Annotated in this window: 18 protein-coding genes; 10 read left to right on the top strand and 8 right to left on the bottom strand. The window is 41.2% G+C overall.

What is annotated here, in order from left to right; genetic code table 11:
• The first annotated feature begins 189 nt into the window (after positions 1–189).
• The 3 genes from pnuC to KVY11_RS02930 all read left to right on the top strand — a co-directional run bounded on the left by pnuC (position 190) and on the right by KVY11_RS02930 (position 1,687).
• On the top strand, positions 190–765 hold the full coding sequence (gene pnuC / locus KVY11_RS02940; RefSeq protein WP_218288049.1) for a nicotinamide riboside transporter PnuC: 576 nt from the start codon (positions 190–192) through the stop codon (positions 763–765).
• Positions 766–773: 8 nt separating this feature from the next.
• On the top strand, positions 774–1,043 hold the full coding sequence (locus KVY11_RS02935) for a hypothetical protein (protein WP_218288048.1): 270 nt from the start codon (positions 774–776) through the stop codon (positions 1,041–1,043).
• Positions 1,044–1,177: 134 nt separating this feature from the next.
• Positions 1,178–1,687 carry a DUF2505 family protein gene (locus KVY11_RS02930; protein WP_218288047.1) on the top strand — a complete coding sequence of 170 codons (510 nt, stop codon included), beginning with the start codon at positions 1,178–1,180 and terminating at the stop codon, positions 1,685–1,687.
• 70 nt (positions 1,688–1,757) lie between these two features.
• On the opposite strand, the gene KVY11_RS02925 is transcribed toward KVY11_RS02930, so the two are convergent.
• The gene (locus KVY11_RS02925; protein WP_218288046.1) at positions 1,758–3,035 is read right to left on the bottom strand and encodes an MFS transporter; all 1,278 of its coding nucleotides are present in this window, start codon (positions 3,033–3,035) and stop codon (positions 1,758–1,760) included.
• Between the two features lie 213 nt (positions 3,036–3,248).
• On the opposite strand from KVY11_RS02925, the gene def reads away from it, so the two are divergent.
• On the top strand, positions 3,249–3,734 hold the full coding sequence (gene def, locus KVY11_RS02920; protein ID WP_218288045.1) for a peptide deformylase: 486 nt from the start codon (positions 3,249–3,251) through the stop codon (positions 3,732–3,734).
• Positions 3,735–3,750: 16 nt separating this feature from the next.
• Here the strand turns inward: def and KVY11_RS02915 are convergent, their stop codons facing one another.
• Positions 3,751–4,533, bottom strand: coding sequence for a helix-turn-helix domain-containing protein (locus KVY11_RS02915; RefSeq protein WP_218288044.1), 783 nt, complete (start codon positions 4,531–4,533; stop codon positions 3,751–3,753).
• A 104-nt stretch (positions 4,534–4,637) separates the two neighbouring features.
• Here KVY11_RS02915 and KVY11_RS02910 point away from each other — a divergent pair, with 104 nt between their 5' ends.
• Both KVY11_RS02910 and KVY11_RS02905 read left to right on the top strand, forming a co-directional pair.
• On the top strand, positions 4,638–5,858 hold the full coding sequence (locus tag KVY11_RS02910) for an MFS transporter (protein WP_218288043.1): 1,221 nt from the start codon (positions 4,638–4,640) through the stop codon (positions 5,856–5,858).
• 136 nt (positions 5,859–5,994) lie between these two features.
• Positions 5,995–6,444, top strand: coding sequence for a hypothetical protein (locus KVY11_RS02905; RefSeq protein WP_125274054.1), 450 nt, complete (start codon positions 5,995–5,997; stop codon positions 6,442–6,444).
• A gap of 12 nt (positions 6,445–6,456) precedes the next feature.
• Here KVY11_RS02905 and KVY11_RS02900 read toward each other — a convergent pair whose 3' ends face one another.
• Positions 6,457–6,660: an amino acid transport protein gene (locus KVY11_RS02900; RefSeq protein WP_218288042.1), complete on the bottom strand. Its 204-nt coding sequence runs from the start codon at positions 6,658–6,660 to the stop codon at positions 6,457–6,459.
• A gap of 82 nt (positions 6,661–6,742) precedes the next feature.
• Here KVY11_RS02900 and KVY11_RS02895 point away from each other — a divergent pair, with 82 nt between their 5' ends.
• Entirely contained in the window at positions 6,743–7,123 is a 381-nt protein-coding gene (locus KVY11_RS02895; RefSeq protein ID WP_125274076.1) for an endonuclease domain-containing protein, read from the top strand.
• Between the two features lie 111 nt (positions 7,124–7,234).
• Here KVY11_RS02895 and KVY11_RS02890 read toward each other — a convergent pair whose 3' ends face one another.
• Complete coding sequence (locus KVY11_RS02890; protein ID WP_218288041.1) at positions 7,235–8,527, bottom strand: hypothetical protein; 1,293 nt, start codon at positions 8,525–8,527, stop codon at positions 7,235–7,237.
• A gap of 244 nt (positions 8,528–8,771) precedes the next feature.
• Complete coding sequence (gene metH, locus KVY11_RS02885; protein WP_218288040.1) at positions 8,772–12,458, bottom strand: methionine synthase; 3,687 nt, start codon at positions 12,456–12,458, stop codon at positions 8,772–8,774.
• 426 nt (positions 12,459–12,884) lie between these two features.
• Here metH and KVY11_RS02880 point away from each other — a divergent pair, with 426 nt between their 5' ends.
• Positions 12,885–14,504 (top strand): inorganic phosphate transporter, encoded by a 1,620-nt coding sequence (locus KVY11_RS02880; RefSeq protein WP_005399885.1) that lies wholly within the window; start codon positions 12,885–12,887, stop codon positions 14,502–14,504.
• Positions 14,505–14,591: 87 nt separating this feature from the next.
• Here KVY11_RS02880 and KVY11_RS02875 read toward each other — a convergent pair whose 3' ends face one another.
• From KVY11_RS02875 to KVY11_RS02865, 3 genes are all read right to left on the bottom strand, one after another.
• Positions 14,592–16,139: a hypothetical protein gene (locus tag KVY11_RS02875; RefSeq protein ID WP_218288039.1), complete on the bottom strand. Its 1,548-nt coding sequence runs from the start codon at positions 16,137–16,139 to the stop codon at positions 14,592–14,594.
• Between the two features lie 144 nt (positions 16,140–16,283).
• Positions 16,284–16,451 (bottom strand): hypothetical protein, encoded by a 168-nt coding sequence (locus KVY11_RS02870; protein ID WP_218288038.1) that lies wholly within the window; start codon positions 16,449–16,451, stop codon positions 16,284–16,286.
• 129 nt (positions 16,452–16,580) lie between these two features.
• Positions 16,581–17,198 (bottom strand): rhomboid family intramembrane serine protease, encoded by a 618-nt coding sequence (locus KVY11_RS02865; RefSeq protein WP_218288037.1) that lies wholly within the window; start codon positions 17,196–17,198, stop codon positions 16,581–16,583.
• 160 nt (positions 17,199–17,358) lie between these two features.
• On the opposite strand from KVY11_RS02865, the gene nfuA reads away from it, so the two are divergent.
• Together nfuA and KVY11_RS02855 are read left to right on the top strand one after the other, a co-directional pair.
• Positions 17,359–17,997: a Fe-S biogenesis protein NfuA gene (nfuA, locus tag KVY11_RS02860; protein WP_004981041.1), complete on the top strand. Its 639-nt coding sequence runs from the start codon at positions 17,359–17,361 to the stop codon at positions 17,995–17,997.
• A gap of 174 nt (positions 17,998–18,171) precedes the next feature.
• Positions 18,172–20,232, top strand: a complete 2,061-nt coding sequence (locus KVY11_RS02855; protein ID WP_218288036.1) for a TonB-dependent receptor domain-containing protein — start codon at positions 18,172–18,174, stop codon at positions 20,230–20,232.
• The last annotated feature ends 9 nt before the right edge of the window (positions 20,233–20,241 follow it).

The following is a 20,241-nucleotide window of genomic DNA, read 5'->3' as shown; positions in this document are numbered from 1 at the left end:
CCTGCATCGTTTTATAAGTTTTTAAACGATTGTTAGAAAACTGTCAAAACTTATGCGTATGCATTCTGTGACTCGACAGTTTGATCCGATTCCCCGAAAAAAGAGCGGTGTTTAGATTGAGCGGAATTGTCTTGCCTTTATTGAGTTTTTTTTCATAATAGCAGCACTTCTTTGAATGCCAGTTGAACCATGTCTAGCCTTGAAATATTTGCAGTCATCATTAGCTTAATTGGGGTGACGTTGACCATTAAGCGCAATATGTGGTGTTGGTGGTTTAACTTCGCTGCTTTCTTGTTATATGCCTATTTGTTTTATACCTATAAGTTATATGGCGAAACCATTTTGCAGTTTTTCTTTGTGGTGGTGAACTTTTACGGTTTTTATCACTGGCTCAAAGGCAAACAACAAGATCACGATATTCGGATTGAACCGATTACAGCTCGGCAAGTGATTTTGCAAATGCTATTTGCCGCAGCGGCTGGTGCAGTATTTGGTCTGAGCTTAAAGTATTTGACCGATGCAGCTGTACCGCTATTGGATGCGCAGCTCGCAGCGTTTAGTCTGTTGGCGACCTATTGGACCAGTCGTAAACATATTGCGACATGGGTGCTGTGGGTATTTGTCGATATTGTTTATGTTGGTATGTTTATCTATAAAGATTTGTTCCTAACCGCGGCTTTATATGCAGGCTTTGTTGGCTTGGCAGCTTTTGGCTGGTGGCAATGGACTCAGGTACGCCATAAACAACAGCTAAAAAGTGTATAGGCTGGGTAGTGTTGATTGACTTTAAACAAACACAATTGGCTCAATTTGAGTCGGTCATTGAACGGTTAAATGGAAGTCCACAGCAATATCTGGACTTTGCTTCGGTTGCGGATTTTTATCAGGCCACTTGGCTGGGTGATTTACCCAGCACTGCAAGTTGGGCGGTTACAGGACTGGATGATGGGGCCGAGCATTTTGATATTCGCTTGGCCTGTTTTGAGCGCGTGGTTTTTATTTATATTGCAGATGATATTGTCATACAGAATGGTGCACATTGATATCTAGATCACGGTATAGTCGGTGCTGGAGCATCGTCTATATTTGACCCTTCTACAGGATGACGAGATCCAGTTTTTCAGTCCTGATCAGGGCATGGATGTTTACAAAAACAAAAAATAAAGGATTTAATACTATGGCACATCAGTTTGTAGTCAATGCCACCATCAAAGGTGTTTCATTGGATGACTTCCGTCGACTCGCAGCCGATATCAGCTTACATGAAAATGTTTGTCGTCGTATTCCCGGTGAGAAGTTGGAAATTTTGGAGTCGAATAAAGTCGGCGATATTTATACCCTCAAGCGCGCGTATAATTTGGATGTCAATATTCCTGATATTGCGAAGAAATTTTTAAAAGATGCCTTTCGCTTACAACGTACCGACGTCAGCAATTTAGTTGTATTGAGCTCGGAAGTCCGTTTAGACCCCAACTTACCTTTAGAAGCCGTGTGCCAACGTAGTGTATCGGGTAATGATGAGCAGATTCACTTTCAACTGGAGTGGACGGTAAAAGTGAAAGTGCCATTGATTGGCGGTATGTTAGAAAAACATGCTGAAGGTGAAATCCGTAAGTTTAGCCAAATCGAGCTGGATATTGTGGAAGATGAACTGCGTCAAAATCTGCATGCAGAAGCCTTAAGCTAAAAGCTTTGACCTCATGTTTTCAAAGTAGGTTAGATAAAAAGAAACCCTTCGATTGAAGGGTTTTATCATTTTAGTGCTTCGTCTCGAACTGAGTTCGATAAACCAAAGCTGTGAAGAAGCAAACCAAACAAACCAGCCAAATATAATACATCGCGCCAATGTTGCTATAGAGGCTGAGCCATTGAACCAAAGGCAGTGTGATGCCTCCTGCAATGGCATAGGCGACATTGTAAGAAAACGAAATGCCCGAAAAGCGGATCGGAGCAGGGAACATTTTGACCATGCTATAGGACACAAGCCCTACCGTGCCTGAAAAGAATCCCAAAAGCATATACAGTGCAAACACAGTAGTTGGACTGACCGCACCTAAACTGTGATAGAAAATGGTTGAGATAGCGGCGACACCGAGCGAGCCAAAAATCAAGACCTTGGCTGCACCAAAACGATCAGCCAGTATCCCAGCGAGTATGCATCCCAGCATTTGCATGATGATCGCAGCACTTTGCATTTGAAAAGCATCGCTACGTTCAAATCCAAAGGCACCTGTCAGTAAGTTTGGCATGGCTAAAATCAGAACCACTACACAAGCAGTTAAGAACCAAGTCAAGAGCATACCAATCACCACGGCGGTTTTATGGCTGGCTAAGACTTGTTTCACTGGCATTTCTTTGGACAATTCTTTACGTGCTTGCATGGCTTTGAATACAGGCGTTTCTTTCAAATAACTGCGTAAATACAAGGCCACTAAACCAAAAATACCGCCCACAATAAAGGGAATGCGCCATGCCCAATCATGTATAGCTGCTTCACTAAACTGAAGAGAAATGAAAAGTGACATTAAAGCACCGAGCAAGATGCCGAGTGACAAACCAGCCGTAAGTAAGCCATTGGCAAAACCAATTTTTTCAGAAGGGACATGCTCAGAAACAAAGGTCCATGCCGCTGGAATTTCTCCACCAATCGCGATGCCTTGTACCACCCGCATAAAGAGCAAGAGTAAGGGCGCGGCATAACCAATCGTTTCAAAAGTTGGCATAACTCCGATCATGAGGGTAGGTAAAGCCATGAGCAAAATAGATAAACTAAAGAGACGCTTGCGCCCGATGAGGTCGCCAAAGTGCGCCATGACTACACCGCCAAGTGGACGGAAGAAGTAACCTGCGGCAAAAATACCGTAAGTATTCAGCATGGCCCAAAATGGGCTGAGCCCTGCGGGAAAGAATAACTCAGAAATAATTTTGGCGTAAAAAACATAAATAACAAAGTCATAGAACTCAAGTGCACCACCGAGTGATGACAGCCCAAGGGTACGTTTGTCTTCTCTGGTCAAACGTGGTGTTGCATCCATGCGTATATTTCCAAAGCTGAATAAAGGTTTATATTTGATTTTAAAGAAGTCTTTTTTGAATGAATAATCAATCTTTCTTTACTGGGTTTGAACTAAAAATTATACATGAATCAACATCGTTGATTTGATGGTCAACGTAAATATATAACGCAGGCGAGATAAAAAGCTTATGATATAAAAAGAATAAATATGTATAAAAATTAGGATTTGCGTATGAGTGTCATTTTACCTGTTGCACAACGTGGTGAAGATATTTTAAGACTCAAAGCTGCTCGCGTCGCAGATGCAGAATTTAATAGCGACTGGCTTATGCAGTTGGCTTCTGCCATGATTGCGACCATGTTAGAGCGGAGCGGTGTAGGCATTGCTGCACCACAAGTCTATATTTCAAAGCGGGTTATTATTGTGGCTTCACGGCCAAATTTACGCTATCCCGATGCGCCTGAAATGGACGCCGTGGTGATGGTCAATCCTGAAATTTTAGAGTTTTCACAAGCAACGACCTTAGGTGAAGAAGGCTGTTTAAGTGTGCCGAATGAACGCGGTCAGGTACAGCGTGCGCAAAGTATTAAGGTGCTGTATCACACTTTGACTGGTGAAGTAATGGAAAGCACTTTTGAAGGTTTTCCTGCGCGCATAGTGCAGCATGAAATCGACCATCTAAATGGTATTTTATTTGTCGATCGTTTGACTGCCTAAGCCATTCGTCACTGTTTTATTCATCTTTATATTTAAACTGTTGCGGCGTCTGTCCCAAATGACGTTTAAACATGGTACTAAATGCACTCGGATTGCTGTAGCCAAGAGATCTTGCAATCTGCGCGACAGATTCACCACTGGCAATTTTACTTAAGGCATGGGCAATATGCATTTGCTGAACCCATGCCCGATAAGACAGCCCCGTTTCCTTTTGAAACATGCGCATCAAGGTTCTGGAACTGGTGCCAATTTCATCTGCCCATGTGCTTAAATCTTTTAACTGATCGGGCGTACTTAACAGCGCTTGGCAAATATTCATTAAGCGTTGATCTTGCGGCCATGGAATCTGAATCGGCAACAGATTGGCTTTATGAATTTCATCAAAAATTAAAATCTGTAAAGATCGTGACAGTTCATCAGAGCTGATCAGTTCGGAGGGTGGAATGTGTTCAATCGCATTGAGCCGAATGAGCAGTTCATGCAATAACTTACTGACCCGAATAATAAAACAATGTTGCCCCAGCAGTGCAGCTGCATCGGCTTGAACCAATGCGGTATTGAGCTTAACTCGACTTAATGAAATCACACTGTGTTCAACATGGGTCGGAATCCATAGTGCGCACATCGGCGGCACGATCCAAACGTGGTTTGGGGTGAACACTTGAATCATCCCTGTCGAAGCATACAGAAACTGTGCCCGCGAATGGGTATGCGCAGGGGTAATCTCTCGATAGGTATGCTCAGAAGAAAGCCCAATCACCAATTCGGACATTTCGGTTTGAATCAGAGAATTTGGCATGTGCAGTTTAAAATTGTCAGTTATACAATGATTATTGGAAGATAGTCTCATGAATGACATTTTACAATCAATGCCTGATGAAAAATACATGGAGTTTGCGAGGTATGTCGTCTTCAATTCAAATGAAAGAGGGTATAGGCGAAGCTACGATCAATGAGCAGCCGCAAGGCATGATCATAAAAGTGGTGGGGGCTGTGGCTATTGCACATCTGCTCAATGACTTGATTCAAGCCGTTTTGCCAGCCATTTACCCGATGCTGAAAACCAATTTTTCCTTAAGCTTTGCGCAAGTCGGACTGATTTCATTGGTGTATCAAATTACGGCATCGCTACTGCAACCTTGGATTGGACTCTATACAGACAAACATCCCAAACCTTATCTGTTACCACTCGGTATGGTAGTGACTTTTAGTGGCATTTTACTGTTGGCATTTTCACCAAATTTTATCGTACTACTTATGGCCTCGGCATTGATTGGTGTGGGTTCCTCGACCTTTCACCCTGAAGCCTCACGTGTGGCGCGTATGGCTTCGGGCGGGCGTTTTGGTACAGCACAATCGACTTTTCAGGTCGGTGGTAATACAGGTACAGCCATTGGGCCTTTATTGGCAGCGCTGATTATTGTGCCTTTTGGGCAGCATGCCGTGGCATGGTTGATTGTATTTGCCTTACTTGCGATTTGGGTGTTGTTTGGTGTCAGTCGTTGGAGCATCAGTCACAGTAAAAAACAATTGGCTGCCAAAGTGCATCAAGTGCAAAGCAAACTGCATGGGCGTCAACTCGTCATCGCGCTGTCGACCATTTGCGTGTTGATGTTTGCCAAATTTACTTACATCGCCAGCATCAGTAACTATTTCACTTTTTATTTAATGCACAAGTTTCAGCTCAGTTTGCAAAGTGCGCAGTTACATCTCTTTGCCTTTTTGGCTGCGGTGGCTCTGGGTACATTTGCTGGTGGGCCGATTGGAGACCGAATTGGACGTAAAGCAGTGATTTGGGTGTCTTTTGTTGGCATGGCACCGTTTGCTTTAATGATGCCTTTTGCCAATCTGTTCTGGACTACAGTATTGTCAGTCATAACAGGTCTAGTGCTGTCTTCTGCCTTTGCCGCAATGGTGGTCTATGCGCAAGAAGCTGTTCCGGGACGAGTTGGCATGATTGCAGGTTTGATGTTTGGCTTAATGTTTGGTGTGAGTGGCATCGCCGCAGCAGGTTTAGGATATTTGGCTGACGTCAAAGGCATTGAATGGGTGTTTGGTGTGTGTTCGTTATTGCCTTTGCTCGGTTTGGCAACTTTCTTTTTACCGAAGACTCAAGCAAACTAACGGAATACGGCTGACCTTCAGTCTTAATCGCGTTATCTTATCAAACGAAGATGGCGCGATTGTATTTGGGCCTGATGATTATTGTTATGTATAAATGCACTAGGGTTGTGTGTTTTGATTTTAGAGGATTGATGTAATGACTGATCCGAATGGTGTACTCAAATTTTCATTAGGACTAGACCAACTTTCATTTGAAATGGATGGACAGCGTATCCTGCTAGATCAAGGTTTAAGCTTTATACAGTCAAACAGTATGCGTCATGAGGTGTTGGATGAGCTTGCGATTGAGTCGATGATTTATGTAATTGAAGAAATATTAGAGTCGGTTCCAATTCATTATGGTCAGCCCAAAAATGCAATCAGTGCTGATGATTTATTTCAGCAAGTTCTGACTTTATTTTTCCAGAATCAGCACAGTATAGACCGAGTACAGCTTGAAAGTGGCTTTAACGCATTTATTGAGCGTAGGGAATACTATGTGTCTAAAGTGGCTGATGACGGTCTTTCTAGTTTGGTTTACTTTATTGTACTGCGGGAGATGATGCATCACTGGAATGTGGTGGAGATTCAATTAGAACAGTTTTGATTTTTAGTGAGATTAAAAGCGTAAAAAATACGGAACAATAGACAAAAGTAAGCCGAGACCACTTAGTAATGCGTTACTTTCAATAAAATAAGGAAAAATCATTAAAACTAGACCTACAGTTAAAGGTATGGTCATTTTTTGCTTTTTGCCATACAGAAAATAGCCTAAGCCAATTGAGCTAAAGATCACACCGAGGAAAAGTTGAGTTGAGTTCATGGTGATGTTTCGTGCATTGTTATTCTCTGGCAGTATTATGCCAAGGTTATTATAAGAAGATATGAAAATTAAGAGTGCCGTGATGCAACCGTATAATAAAAAATTAAAACAGCCATCTCGTGATTTACGTAATAATATGACTGATGCTGAACAACTATTATGGCAGAGATTAAGACGTAAACAGATTTTAGGGCTACAGTTTTATAGACAGAAGCCGATTCTCAATTTTATCGTCGATTTTTATTGTCCTGCTGCAAATTTGGTGATTGAGTGCGATGGTGGGCAGCATTACACAGCAGAAGGGTTGGAGGCTGATCGGGCGAGGGATCAAGCTTTGGCGCAGTTGGGGTTGAACGTGCTGAGGTTTGATAATAGGCAGATTTTGACTGAAACTGATGCAGTCGTGGAGCAGATTTATTGGAGTGCGAAACAGAGATTGGAATCCGCCTCTTGCGAAACGTAGCTTCTCACTTTAATAAAGGGGGACTTTACGCGAATTTAATGTAGGTATTGGATACTCGGCACACCCTCCTTTTTAAAGGAGGGTTGGGGAGGATTATTAGTAAAGATAAATTTAATAACCTAATAACTCAAAATGTTTAAAAAACTTTCCAATTCTAGCTTGAGGTATAAAATCGAAAATAGTTTCTAGATCGTAAATCTGAATAATTTTTTCAGCTAAATCTATTTGATCAAGAAAAAACAATCTTTTTAATAGTTCTTCTAAGAATGTGCTTTTAGATAATAGATGATCTAAAGAGTCAGATAAAATCTTATATCTAGCTTCGTTCTGGAAATTTTTAAAGCGGAACATATAATTCTCACTGTATTGATGCTGGTCTATAGACAAATAGTACAAAGCTTGAAGATCAGCGACATAATCTGCTGATAATTTATTTCTTAATAAAGTCATACCTTTTTTATGTAATTCAGCATTTGTAATCCATGCTTCTATTTGATCTGAAGAATTATCTTCTGAAGCTAAATCAGTATGATTATAAAGTTCTCTAAATTTTGGCTCAAAGTAAGTAACCCCAATATCACATATTTCTAAGATATCAGTATCACCTAAAAAAGCTAAATTTTTCTTTAAACCAATTTTATAACTTAATTCATAATTGTTTTTTATATAATTTAGTATTTTTGAAAAATCATTATTTGATAGATTATAGTTGTACTTTAGGTCTTCTCTTATTTCTTTGAAGGAAATTTTAGACCATTCATGATAGGAAGGAAGTATTTTAGCAAAGTTAAAAATTTGGGCTCTTGAAAGCTTTGATGTAAAGGTTCCTAATTTATATTCATCAATCAGTAAGTTTGTTAAAAGTATAAGATCATCTAAATGTTTTTCTAGCTCATTAAATTTAATTTTTAAAATGGCACAATTTATTATCTTTTGATCAACTAAATGCTTTTTGTTCTCATTATTAAGGGGATATCTAAAAGTTTGACCTGTAGAGTCTATTTCTGCCATATCTATAATAGTTGCATCTAATTTGTCATTTACTGTTTTAAAACGAATATCTAAGATTTCCGAATTCGTCTTGAAATATGACCAAATATTGCCAATATCGTGTGAGGAAATTAGATCAAAAGATGGTTGTTTTTTCTTTTTAATTCTTGCTAATTCACTAAATTCTTGAATAGCACCTTTAATTCTAAGTTCAATAGAGTGACGCATATTGAAGCAGATTGGGTAAATGTATAAATCAACCTCTTTACCACGAGTGTTCAAAACATTATTCAAGAGTAAATTAGCAGCTTTGGAGTAGCCTTTTGAGTATTGGATGTAATTAGGTGAGCCATTTTCACCAACACAAGCATTAGCCCAAGTTGGATCACTTCCAGTAAATGTCTGATTTGTCATAAGTCTTTATTAATTGTATTTACGAATTATATTAATACAAATATTACTAATTTAATCCCTCCCAACCTCCCTTTGAAAAAGGGAGGAGCTGTCACGTAATTCATTTAATCACATGGCATCCCCCTCTTTTTAAAGAGGGGTTAGGGGGAGATTCAACGTAAAAAATCCCCTCAAGCGAGGGGATTCTTTTATTTGATACGAATTGATTTTCTTCCCCTTTTGTTAAAGGGGGATCGAGGGGGATTTAAACAATCGAATCATCCAAATTTGGTGCTAACCAACGCTTCGCTACATCCAGTGACCAGCCTTTACGTTTCGCATAATCCTCAAGCTGATCTTGAGAAATCTTGCCTACGTTAAAGTATTCACTTTCAGGGTGTGAGTAATAGAAACCACTTACAGAAGAAGGTGGCATCATTGCAAAGTGTTCAGTCAACTTAGTCCCAATCTTCGCTTCAGAACCCAACCAGTCGAACAATGCCGCTTTTTCAGAATGTTCAGGGCAAGCAGGGTAGCCAGGTGCAGGACGGATACCGACATATTTCTCTTTAATCAGCTCTTCATTGTTCAGCGTTTCATCAGCTTTATAGCCCCAGAAATCTTTACGAATACGCTCGTGTAAGTGCTCGGCAAAAGCTTCAGCAAAACGGTCTGCCAATGACTGCACTAAAATCGCAGAGTAGTCATCACCTTTGGCTTTATATTCGTTTGCCAACTCTTCCGCACCGAAAATCGATACAGTGAAGCCGCCCAAATAATCTTGCTGAGTCGTTGACGGCTTAATGTAGTCCGCCAATGACAAGTTTGGTTTGCCTGTTACTTTGTCAGACTGCTGACGTAGGTGCTCAAAAGTATGCGTAACGGTTTGACCTGCTTCATCAAACACACTCACGCTATCTGCACCTGTACGTTGTGCAGGGTATAAACCAAACACTGCACGCGCATCGAAACGATTATTCTCGATAATGTCTTTTAACATGATTTGCGCTTGATTGTACAAATCAGTCGCTGCTTCCCCCACCACTTCATCTTCTAAGATTTTCGGGAATTTACCCGCCAAGCTCCAAGAGATAAAGAACGGTGTCCAGTCAAAATATTCAACCAGCGTTGCCAATGGGTAGTTGGTGATGACTTGCGTACCCAAAGCATTTGGCTTTGGTGGCACATAGTTGTCATCAATCTTAAAGCCATTTTCAGCAGATTCGGCATAGCTGAGTTTGGCTGCTTTCGGTTGCTTATTGGCTAGGCGTTCACGAATCTTGGCATATTCAGCACGATGTTCTGCAATAAAATTGCCACGCATTTCTTTTGATAGCAGGGTAGTTGCTACACCGACTGCACGAGAAGCATCAGCCACATAAATCACCGCGTCATTTTGATACTGAGGATCAATCTTCACCGCAGTATGTGCTTTCGATGTGGTTGCGCCACCAATCAACAGTGGAATGTCGAAGCCTTTACGTTGCATTTCTTTGGCAACAAATACCATTTCATCTAAAGATGGGGTAATCAAACCCGACAGACCAATGATGTCACATTTCTCATCAATCGCGGTTTGTAGGATTTTTTCACACGGCACCATCACACCAAGGTCAACAATGTCGTAACCATTACAACCCAAGACCACGCCCACGATATTCTTACCAATATCATGTACATCGCCTTTTACCGTTGCCATTAACACACGACCTTTGGATTGTGCATTGCCTTTTTCAGCTTCAATGTACGGGTTCAACCATGCTACGGCTTGCTTCATTACACGTGCAGACTTCACCACTTGCGGTAAGAACATTTTGCCTGAACCGAACAAGTCACCGACAACGTTCATACCATCCATCAAAGCGCCTTCAATGACATCTAAAGGACGCTTGGCTTTGAGACGCGCTTCTTCGGTATCTTCATCAATATACGTCGTGATACCTTTAACCAGTGCATACTCAAGACGTTTTTCAACCGATTCATTACGCCATTCAAGGTTTTCAGCTTCACGCTGCGCGCCACTATGACCACGGAATTTTTCTGCCACTTCAAGCAATTTTTCTGTGGCGTTTTGACCTGATTCACCTTGGTTTTGATTCAGAACAACATCTTCAACAGCATCTTTCAGTTCTTTTGGAATATCGTCATAAATCGCCATTTGACCCGCGTTGACGATCCCCATGGTCATGCCTTGTTTGATGGCATAGTAAAGGAACACAGAGTGAATCGCTTCACGTACAGGTTCATTACCACGGAAGGAGAAGGAGACGTTAGAGACACCACCTGAGATCATAGCATGCGGTAAGTTTTGCTTAATCCAACCTGTGGCTTCAATAAAATCCACACCATAGTTATTATGTTCTTCAATCCCTGTTGCGACTGCAAACACGTTCGGGTCAAAAATAATATCTTCGGCAGGGAAGCCCACCTCATTAACCAAAACGTCATAAGAACGTTTACAGATTTCACGCTTACGTTTTGCGGTATCTGCCTGACCTGTTTCATCAAAGGCCATAACAATTATCGCAGCACCGTACTGACGGCATAAGCGCGCTTTTTCGACAAACTCGTCATAACCTTCTTTTAAGGAAATCGAGTTGACGACTGGCTTACCTTGTACGCATTTCAAACCAGCTTCAATGATTTCCCATTTTGATGAGTCAATCATGATGGGCACACGAGAAATATCAGGCTCAGATGCAACGAGATTTAGGAAATGCACCATCGCATTTTGCGAATCGAGCATCCCTTCATCCATGTTAATGTCGATGATTTGTGCACCAGCTTCAACTTGTTGTTGTGCAACTTCTAAAGCTTCAGCAAACTTTTCTTCACGGATGAGACGTAGGAATTTTTTTGAGCCTGTGACGTTGGTACGTTCACCGACGTTCACGAATAGCGAATCATCATAAATGTTAAACGGTTCTAAACCACTTAAACGGCAGGCAGGTTTGGTTTCTGACACCTGACGTGGCTGAATGTCTTTCACTGCATTGTAAATTGCACGGATATGATCAGGCGTTGTACCACAGCAACCACCGGTAATATTGATCAAACCACTTTCTGCAAATTCTTTAATGAAGGCTGCGGTTTGTTCAGGGGTTTCGTCATATTCACCAAAAGCATTTGGCAAGCCTGCATTTGGATGCGCTGAAACAAAAGTATTGGCTACATCAGCAATGGTTTTAACGTGTGGACGCATCGCGTCTGCACCGAGCGCACAGTTAAAACCAATTGAGAGTAAGTCACCATGACGAACCGAGTTCCAGAACGCTTCTGCGGTTTGACCTGTTAAGGTACGACCAGATGCATCGGTAATGGTGCCTGAGATCATGAGTGGAAGTTCACGACCAATTTGTTTGAACACTTCTTTTACTGCAAAGATCGCAGCTTTACAGTTTAAGGTATCGAACACGGTTTCAATCAGAATGATATCTGCACCGCCTTCAATCAGCGCATGAGTTGCCTCAATATAGTTTTCTTTTAGCTCATCAAAGGTAATGTTACGAAAGGCAGGGTCATTTACATTGGGCGAAATTGAACAGGTACGCGATGTTGGGCCGAGTACCCCTGCTACAAAACGCGGTTTATCTGGAGTCGAATACTTTTCACAAGCTGCTTTAGCTAAACGTGCTGCTTCACGGTTAATCTCTGGAACCAAATCTTCCATGTGGTAATCCGACATTGAAACACGTGTGCCGTTAAAGCTGTTGGTTTCAATAATGTCTGCACCTGCATCGAGGTAAGCTTCATGAATGCCTTGAATAATTTGCGGCTGAGTCAGTACCAAAAGGTCATTATTGCCTTTGAGGTCAGAAGCCCAATCTACAAAGCGTTCACCACGATAATCTCCTTCTTCGAGCTTGTGGCGCTGAATCATGGTACCCATTGCACCATCGATAATAAGGATGCGCTCGGCAAGAAGTGCTTTTAAGGTGGCAAGTGTAGACATTCAAAACTCACAAACAGGTTTTCAAAACGTGCAATATTTTAGCAGAAAAGCAGGTTGATTGATGCCTAATTCAAGTGGTATTGGCTATATGGCAAATAAAAAAGGCTGATTTAGCTTTAGTTTTCACGAAAGTGAAATATAGACCCGCTATGTTTATAGATCAGAATAAATAGAGATGAAAAATATTGATTGGAGCAGATTGTTACAGACAGCATAGTCAAATGTAAGAAAATAATTCAGCGTAATCCGCACCGAAAAGTTAAATTTTGAGCCAGTACATTGCGTTCAAGGCTTATAAGCGATTTACTGCTGATCTAAAATAAGCCAATTATGAAAAAATTGGCTTCATGTGACACGCATTTGTCATATAATTGTCACAATTAAATTGAACAATAGGGGATATTGATATCCTCTTTAGCCGTCTGCATGAATTCTAATATTCCTCCCGTCCAAGATCAGGTGCACGTGACACAGGTCAAGTCGACGAATGTGCACGTACCTACACCGAAATTTTTTATGCCGGTGTTTTTAACGGTCATTATTTCAACGCTAATTTATATTGGCTTTCAGCTTTCTGCTGACTTATCGCATGTTCCTGCACTGAATCTTTACTCTTTAATTCTTTTAGCGACGGCATTGTTCATTGCTTTGGGTTTTGAGTTTGTAAATGGCTTTCACGATACTGCCAATGCGGTTGCAACGGTCATTTATACCAATGCACTGTCTGCACCTGTTGCGGTGATGTGGGCTGGTTTCTGTAACTTCCTTGGGGTTATGGTCGCAAGTGGTGCAGTGGCTTACGGTATTATTGCGCTTTTGCCTGTTGAGTTGATTATGAATGTCAGCTCAGGTGCAGGTTTTGCCATGGTGTTTGCCATGTTGATTGCTGCGATTTTGTGGAACTTGGGCACATGGTTCTTGGGTATTCCAGCATCAAGTTCGCACACTTTGATCGGTTCGATCTTGGGTGTGGGCATCATGAACTACCTGATGCATTCAGGCAGTGGTGCTTCGGGTGTCGATATGGATCAGGTGATTAAAGTCGGTAAAGCTTTACTGTTTTCACCCATGATCGGTTTTGCTTTTGCAGCAGTGTTGTTCTTATTGGTGAAAAAAATCTTTAAGAAACAACTGGAACTGTTCCAACCACCTGAAGGTAACAAACCACCACCGCCACTGATTCGTGCCATTTTGATTTTTACTTGCACAGGTGTGAGTTTTGCGCACGGTTCAAATGACGGTCAAAAAGGTATGGGTCTAATCATGCTGATTTTGATTGGTATCGTGCCTTTGGCTTATTCTTTAAATAAGAATTTAGATTCACAGCATATTCAGTCATTTGCTCAACTTTCAGATCAAACTGCGGCTGTGATTTATCCGAATCATAACGATATTGCAGATGAAAAAGCCCGTACGGTGATCACGCAATATATTCAAACCAAAGAAATGACCCCAGAAGTCGTACCTGCTTTAGCCAGTTTGACAGATCATTTGGGTGAGCGTGTTGGTCATTATGGAGATCTTAAAGATATTCCTGAAGCTGAAGTTTCTGCACTACGTAATGACATGTACTTAAGCACGACAGCATTCAAACGTTTGGATAAAGCGGATCAATTGCCGGCGATGTCTGAAGCGGGCAAAAAGACAGTAAAAGAATATCGTAGTAACTTAGATTCATTCTTACAGTACATCCCAACATGGGTGAAAGTGGCTGTGGCATTGGCTTTAGGTCTAGGTACGATGGTCGGTTGGAAGCGTATTGTCGTGACTGTGGGGGAGCGTATTGGTAAAAACCATATGACTTATGGTCAAGGCATGTCAGCAGAATTGGTGGCGATGACCACGATTGCAGCCGCGGATGGCTTTGGTATGCCCGTATCGACCACACACGTATTAAACTCTGCGGTAGCAGGGACCATGGTGGCGAATAAGTCAGGTCTGAACTTTGCAACAGTGAGAACCATTCTTTCGGCTTGGATCTTTACCTTGCCAGCGACGATCTGTTTATCAGGTGGTTTGTTCTGGTTGTTCCTACAGTTCGTTTAATCTGATGTGTAAAAACCAATGATAAAAAACGCTACCTTGAGTAGCGTTTTTTTAGCTCTGTATTTTATGAACGATGCTGTTCATATTTTACTTTTTGAACTTCGCCCAGACTTTGTCTAAAGGTAGTTTATCTGCGGCAAAGCCATAAAGTGCTGCAAAGGGCAGTGCAGTACGTGCTAAATAAGCTACACGCCATAAGCCACCGTGGTTTGCACCATGCATCATCAGCTCTAGAGGATGTTCAAGATTGACCTCTGGGTTAGCTACAGACTCAGGATTACGGAGATCATGGATCCATAAGGCCGCCATAATGGCATTGGTGGTTGCTGGCTTAAAGGCTTCTACATCAAACAAACTCGCTCCATTAAATGCGGCTTTGAGTAGTGGGTTTTTGGTGACGGAATGCGTGGTAGTTGATGGTGCAATATTGATGCTGACGCGTTGACCTTCCGAGCGAGCAAGCGTTGCACGCCACTGCTGAATACGTTTAGCCAATGCATAGTTTGGCCCTTGCTCAATCACTAAACAGTCGGTGATGCCGTAAGACTTGTCATTATCTGATTCGACGAGGTCATGTAGGTTTTTCTTAAAGAAAAGTTGCCCGCTGAGGGTTGAAATACTCTTGCTGATCACTTGCTGTGTTTTAGAGCGTCCACTGAACTTTTGCTCAGATGCGGTAATGACTTCCTCTGGAACTGCATAGACATCGGTAGGTGTACACATATACATCAAACTGGTATCTACTTTGTGCGCACTGACATATTGCATAATCGCATCCATTGCAACAGAAACACGGACATGCTTTTCACCATCCAAATACGCAATCGCGGCCAAATCTAACTGATGTGGGTTTTGTACCAACCATTGTGCAATTTCAGGCACTTGTGTCAGTAAGTTCGCGCCGAGTTTTTCTTTGAGAACACACACTGGTGTTTCCGCACTCAAGGCTTCAACCGATGGGGCATATAGCGTGGCATTGCCGTGTTGAATGGTGTCTAAAATTTTGCCCCATACACGGCTATTGGGTAAATCAACCGCCACAATATTGGCTTTCCATTGAGCTAACCATGTGAGTGGACCCGCTTCAGATGCGGCACCGAACAAGACCATCGTGCGATCAGATAAATCAAACCATTCAGGATGCTCTACACAGGCGATCAGTGCTTCAGCGTGACTGGGTTCAATCACCCCAGCATCTAACCATGTTTGAATTTGTGCGAGTAAGGCATCATCTCTGAGTTGTTGGCCTTTATAAGGCACTGACCACTCAGGCGCAGCATCACTCTCACCTTTGAGCTTGATGGTATACAGCGGTGTGGTTTTAAGTGCCATCACATCTTTGAGCAGATGTTTTTGCCCATCTCGATAAAACTCAAACACATTATGTGCTTTGTTGAGTCCATCTTGTGCCATTTGAATCGGTGCAATTTGATTGCGAATCCCAAATTCAACTAAGGATTTAAAATAGCGTGGATATTGTTTACGCCAGTTCTTTTCTGTAAGAGCTGTAACAGAGCTTTGGTGATCAACATTGGCTAAGGCCTCTGCAATAATCTCTTTCCCTGTACGTGAGGTACTAACTTTTTGTGTTTTCGAGTAAATTGGAAATTGAAGACCATCTAAGGGATTGGACATGCAAGAAATCTCACTGGCATTTGCTATTTATATACAGTTGTAAACATTATCTATGCCAAATCAAATTCCTGCTTGGCATTTCATACCAAATTTATGTAAAAATATATGTAATAAAAAAGCCTTCTGAACAGAAGGCTTTTGAGTTTAGCAGCGACCTTTTTTGGCCTGTCCGGGTGGACAGAAATCGCCTTGGCCATGAGGATAATAAGAACCATGTGGATCAACAACAATACTCCCCTCAGGTGTGTGTACCGCACAGGCTGTTAGACTCAAGCCCACTATCAGTGTTGCTAAGATTGACATTATTTTCATCGCAATTTCCTTGGTTTATAGTTGTCCTGATGTTTATTGCAAAAATCAGGACCACCCGTTGCTGTGAAAAAATGTTACTGAGCCTATATGCGTATGGATGCAATCCATTTGCAATCTAGGGGGTCGGCTTTAAATAGGTAACTGGGTTAATTTGTTCAGAAAGTGTGGGATAAGACGCGGCTCTAAAATTAAGGTCATGATGACCCCATAAGCAGCTCCCCAAAGGTGGGCGCTATGATTGATGTTGGAGTTGCCTTTTTTACCTGACCAGATGCTATATGCCACGTACAACACTGCAAAAATAATCGCAGGTACGGGAATAAAAAATACAAAAATCAGCTTCCAAGGTTCAAACAACACATAAGCGAACAATACCGCAGAGACCGCACCAGAAGCACCAAGGCTTGCCCAGCGCACATCATTTTTATGTTTTAAATAACTTGGTAAAATGGCAAAAATTAAGCCACCCAGATAAAACAAAATAAAACCTAACTCATAGAAGTATTGACGGTAAAAACTTTCAATAATGCTACCAAAGAAAAACAAGGTGAACATATTGAACAGGAGATGCATACCATCGGCATGAATAAAGCCATGTGTAATAAAACGATCGTATTGCCCACGATGCATCGCAGGAGGCCAGAAAATCAGACGGTTCATCACGTTCTGATTTGAAAATGCCACCATAGAAATTATGACAGTAATAATAATGATCGTAACTGTATGATTAAAAGGTAAATCCAACATTTCTGAGATGTTCTACATATAACTATCTTGTGGTCATAATGCCATTAAATTGAGCGAAAAGATGAACTTTCACAATAAATCCGACAATTTTGGTTGATTTTTTTTAATTACCCCGCATCTTCAGTTAAAATAGCAACTTCAGCTTGAGGAAATGATTGTTATGTCGACTGAGAACAGCAGCACTGCAGTTGCAGAGGAAATTCCAAACTTATTGATTACTCCGACTGCACAAGAGTATTTACGTGATTTATTAGAAAAACAAAATACACCGGGCATTGCTGTACGTGTATTTGTTGAAAATCCGGGTACACCACGTGCTGAATGTTGTATGGCATATAGTGCGCCTGAAGAAGTGATCCCAACCGATTACCGTCAAGATTATCCAGACTTTCCTGCGTATATCGACACACCGTCTATTCCATATTTATTAGATGCAGTGATTGATTACAACAAAGACCGTTTTGGTGGGCAATTAACTTTCCGTGCACCAAATTCGAAAGTACCACGTGTTGGTCCTGATGCATCGATTGAAGAGCGTATTACGTATATTCTTCAGTCTGAAATTAACCCAGGTCTAGCAGGGCATGGTGGTAACTGTGCATTGGTTGAAGTTGTTGAAGATGAAGAGCATGGTTTAACGGCTGTACTGAAATTCGGTGGTGGTTGCCAAGGTTGTTCAGCAATTGATGTCACGTTGAAACAGGGTGTTGAAACGACTCTGCAACAACACATTCCTGAGTTACGTCGTGTGATTGACCAGACGGATCATACGCAGGCAGAAGGCGCATACTTCAAATAAATTTCAATCAACTTTACCAAATAACCTCCTTAAATTAGGGGGTTATATTTTATCTAAAGTTAAAATGTAATTGAGAATAATTATCAATATTTATTGCAATATGTTTATCGTTTGTTAAAATGCCCTACGAAATTTACACAATCTCTCCTTCTTTTGTATTTGGGTGTATGCGTTATGGGTAAAAATCTGACGAGATCAACTTTGGCTTTGGCTGTTGTAGGGGCAATGAGTTCGTTTGCGATGGCGAATGAAACTGTGACAACTGGGGCAGAAAAAGATACAACACAATTACAGACGATCGTTGTATCGGCAACGGGTTATGAGCAGGATGTTTCAAAAGCACCAGCATCAATTACTGTGATTAGCCGTGAAGAATTAGATAAACGTGAATATAACGATATTACAGATGTTTTGAGAAGTGTTCCGGGTGTTGTCATTACGGGTGAAAATGCAAGTCAAACAGTTAGTATTCGAGGAATGTCTTCGAATTACACCTTGTTCTTAGTCGATGGAAAGCGTCAATATTCTAAAGACGTTAACCCAAATGGCGATGACTACGGTATGGAGAAAAATATTCTTCCTCCAGTTGCATCCATTGAGCGAATTGAAATTATCCGTGGTCCAGCATCTACATTGTATGGTTCTGATGCAATGGGTGGTGTAATTAATATTATTACTAAAAAAGTGACGGATGTTTGGACTGGAAATGTTGAGTTAGGCACAACTATTCAGGATAAAAATAATTCTGGAGACATTCGTAATGGTTCTGTTTATTTAGCAGGGCCGATTATTCAAGATAAAGTTGGCTTGCAGTTAGGTCTAAATCGTTTAGAGAGAAAAGAAGACTCTTATTTAGGTGGTTTTACAGGCCATATAACGGAAAGTTTAAATTCACGTTTAACTTATGTGCTTAATGATCAACACGACTTAGCTGTAGAGGCAAATTTCTTCACGCAAGAGTCTGAGGCTACGGCAGGTAAAACGGTTGCGGCAACAGGTACTGACTCTGCAAGTCGAAATATACGTAGTGTTTATGCCTTAACGCATAATGGGCGATATACCGATAATTTGGATAGTAAATCTTATATTCAATATGAAAATTCTAAAAACCCAGATCGTGAAAATACAGTCGTGGGAACGAAGGGAATTGATTTAGAAACATGGACTGCAAATACACAGTGGAATTGGTTGTTAGGTAATCACACACTGGCTTTTGGTGGTTATTTTAAAGATGAAAGTTTATTGGATCGAGCAACAAACCGAAATCCGTTGGTTCCAGAGTTTGATGAATTGACACGCTGGTCAGCTGCTGCATTCTTAGAAGACACATGGAGTTTAACCGATCGTTTTAATTTAACGCTTGGGGCCCGTTATGACCATGATGAACTATATCAAGGTAATATTTCTCCGCGAATTTATGGTGTTTATAACTTTACTGACCAATTTACCGTGAAGGGTGGGGTTTCTACAGGTTATAAACAACCAGATATTCGTTCTGTGACTGACGGCTTCTATAGTGTGACAGGAGGAAGTGGTTCTCCAACAACAACGGGTCGAGGAATTATTAAAGCAAATCCAGACCTAGAACCAGAATCAACTGTTACTTCAGAATTAGGTTTTTACTGGAACAATGACTACGTTAATACCTCTATTACAGGTTATGTAACTCAATTTAAAGATCGAATTGAAGAAATTCGTGAATGTGATTCAACGGGTAATGCTGACTACAACCGTAATGATGTTTCAACGTGGAAATGTTCTGAAAGCGGTATTCCATTTGCATTTATCAGCACACGTGAAAACATTGGTAAAGCTGAGTTACGTGGTGTAGAGGTGACATTTGATGCCAAATTAGCTGAATATACAACCTTAACTGCAAATTATACGTTCACAGATACAGAAATTAAATCAGGTCAATTTAAAGGGCAGCCTTTAAATGGCATGCCTGAACATGTATTTAATGTAACAGTAGATCATGACTTAACCGATGCTTTGAATATTTGGAGCCGATTACATGTGCGCGGAGAAACTACACCGTATTTAGGTCGCTCAAGTATGTCTGACCCAATTCCTGGATATAACTTCCTGGATGTTGGTTTCAACTATAAATTTGCACCAAACTTGAAAGGTAAATTTGGTGTCTATAATGTGTTAGATGAAACTGCACAGAATGCTGATGGTGAGCAAACTTTAGATGGTCGTCGCTATGGTGTAAGTTTTGTTGCTAATTTCTAATTCATAGAA

Origin of the sequence: Acinetobacter sp. CWB-G5, assembly GCF_019209785.1 — a bacterium.
Lineage (GTDB): Bacteria > Pseudomonadota > Gammaproteobacteria > Pseudomonadales > Moraxellaceae > Acinetobacter > Acinetobacter johnsonii.
Note: the sequence above shows the minus strand (reverse complement) of the source record. Positions and strands in the feature narration are given on the sequence as shown.

Bases quoted from the DNA above. Each gene is read 5' to 3' on its own strand.
- KVY11_RS02925 (WP_218288046.1), bottom strand. From the start codon at position 3,035: ATGGATGCAACACCACGTTTGACCAGAGAAGACAAACGTACCCTTGGG.
- KVY11_RS02895 (WP_125274076.1), top strand. From the start codon at position 6,743: ATGCAACCGTATAATAAAAAATTAAAACAGCCATCTCGTGATTTACGT.
- def (WP_218288045.1), top strand. From the start codon at position 3,249: ATGAGTGTCATTTTACCTGTTGCACAACGTGGTGAAGATATTTTAAGA.
- KVY11_RS02900 (WP_218288042.1), bottom strand. From the start codon at position 6,660: ATGAACTCAACTCAACTTTTCCTCGGTGTGATCTTTAGCTCAATTGGC.
- KVY11_RS02910 (WP_218288043.1), top strand. From the start codon at position 4,638: ATGTCGTCTTCAATTCAAATGAAAGAGGGTATAGGCGAAGCTACGATC.
- pnuC (WP_218288049.1), top strand. From the start codon at position 190: ATGTCTAGCCTTGAAATATTTGCAGTCATCATTAGCTTAATTGGGGTG.
- KVY11_RS02865 (WP_218288037.1), bottom strand. From the start codon at position 17,198: ATGTTGGATTTACCTTTTAATCATACAGTTACGATCATTATTATTACT.
- KVY11_RS02870 (WP_218288038.1), bottom strand. From the start codon at position 16,451: ATGAAAATAATGTCAATCTTAGCAACACTGATAGTGGGCTTGAGTCTA.
- KVY11_RS02890 (WP_218288041.1), bottom strand. From the start codon at position 8,527: ATGACAAATCAGACATTTACTGGAAGTGATCCAACTTGGGCTAATGCT.
- nfuA (WP_004981041.1), top strand. From the start codon at position 17,359: ATGTCGACTGAGAACAGCAGCACTGCAGTTGCAGAGGAAATTCCAAAC.
- KVY11_RS02905 (WP_125274054.1), top strand. From the start codon at position 5,995: ATGACTGATCCGAATGGTGTACTCAAATTTTCATTAGGACTAGACCAA.
- metH (WP_218288040.1), bottom strand. From the start codon at position 12,458: ATGTCTACACTTGCCACCTTAAAAGCACTTCTTGCCGAGCGCATCCTT.
- KVY11_RS02855 (WP_218288036.1), top strand. From the start codon at position 18,172: ATGGGTAAAAATCTGACGAGATCAACTTTGGCTTTGGCTGTTGTAGGG.
- KVY11_RS02915 (WP_218288044.1), bottom strand. From the start codon at position 4,533: ATGCCAAATTCTCTGATTCAAACCGAAATGTCCGAATTGGTGATTGGG.
- KVY11_RS02875 (WP_218288039.1), bottom strand. From the start codon at position 16,139: ATGTCCAATCCCTTAGATGGTCTTCAATTTCCAATTTACTCGAAAACA.
- KVY11_RS02930 (WP_218288047.1), top strand. From the start codon at position 1,178: ATGGCACATCAGTTTGTAGTCAATGCCACCATCAAAGGTGTTTCATTG.
- KVY11_RS02880 (WP_005399885.1), top strand. From the start codon at position 12,885: ATGAATTCTAATATTCCTCCCGTCCAAGATCAGGTGCACGTGACACAG.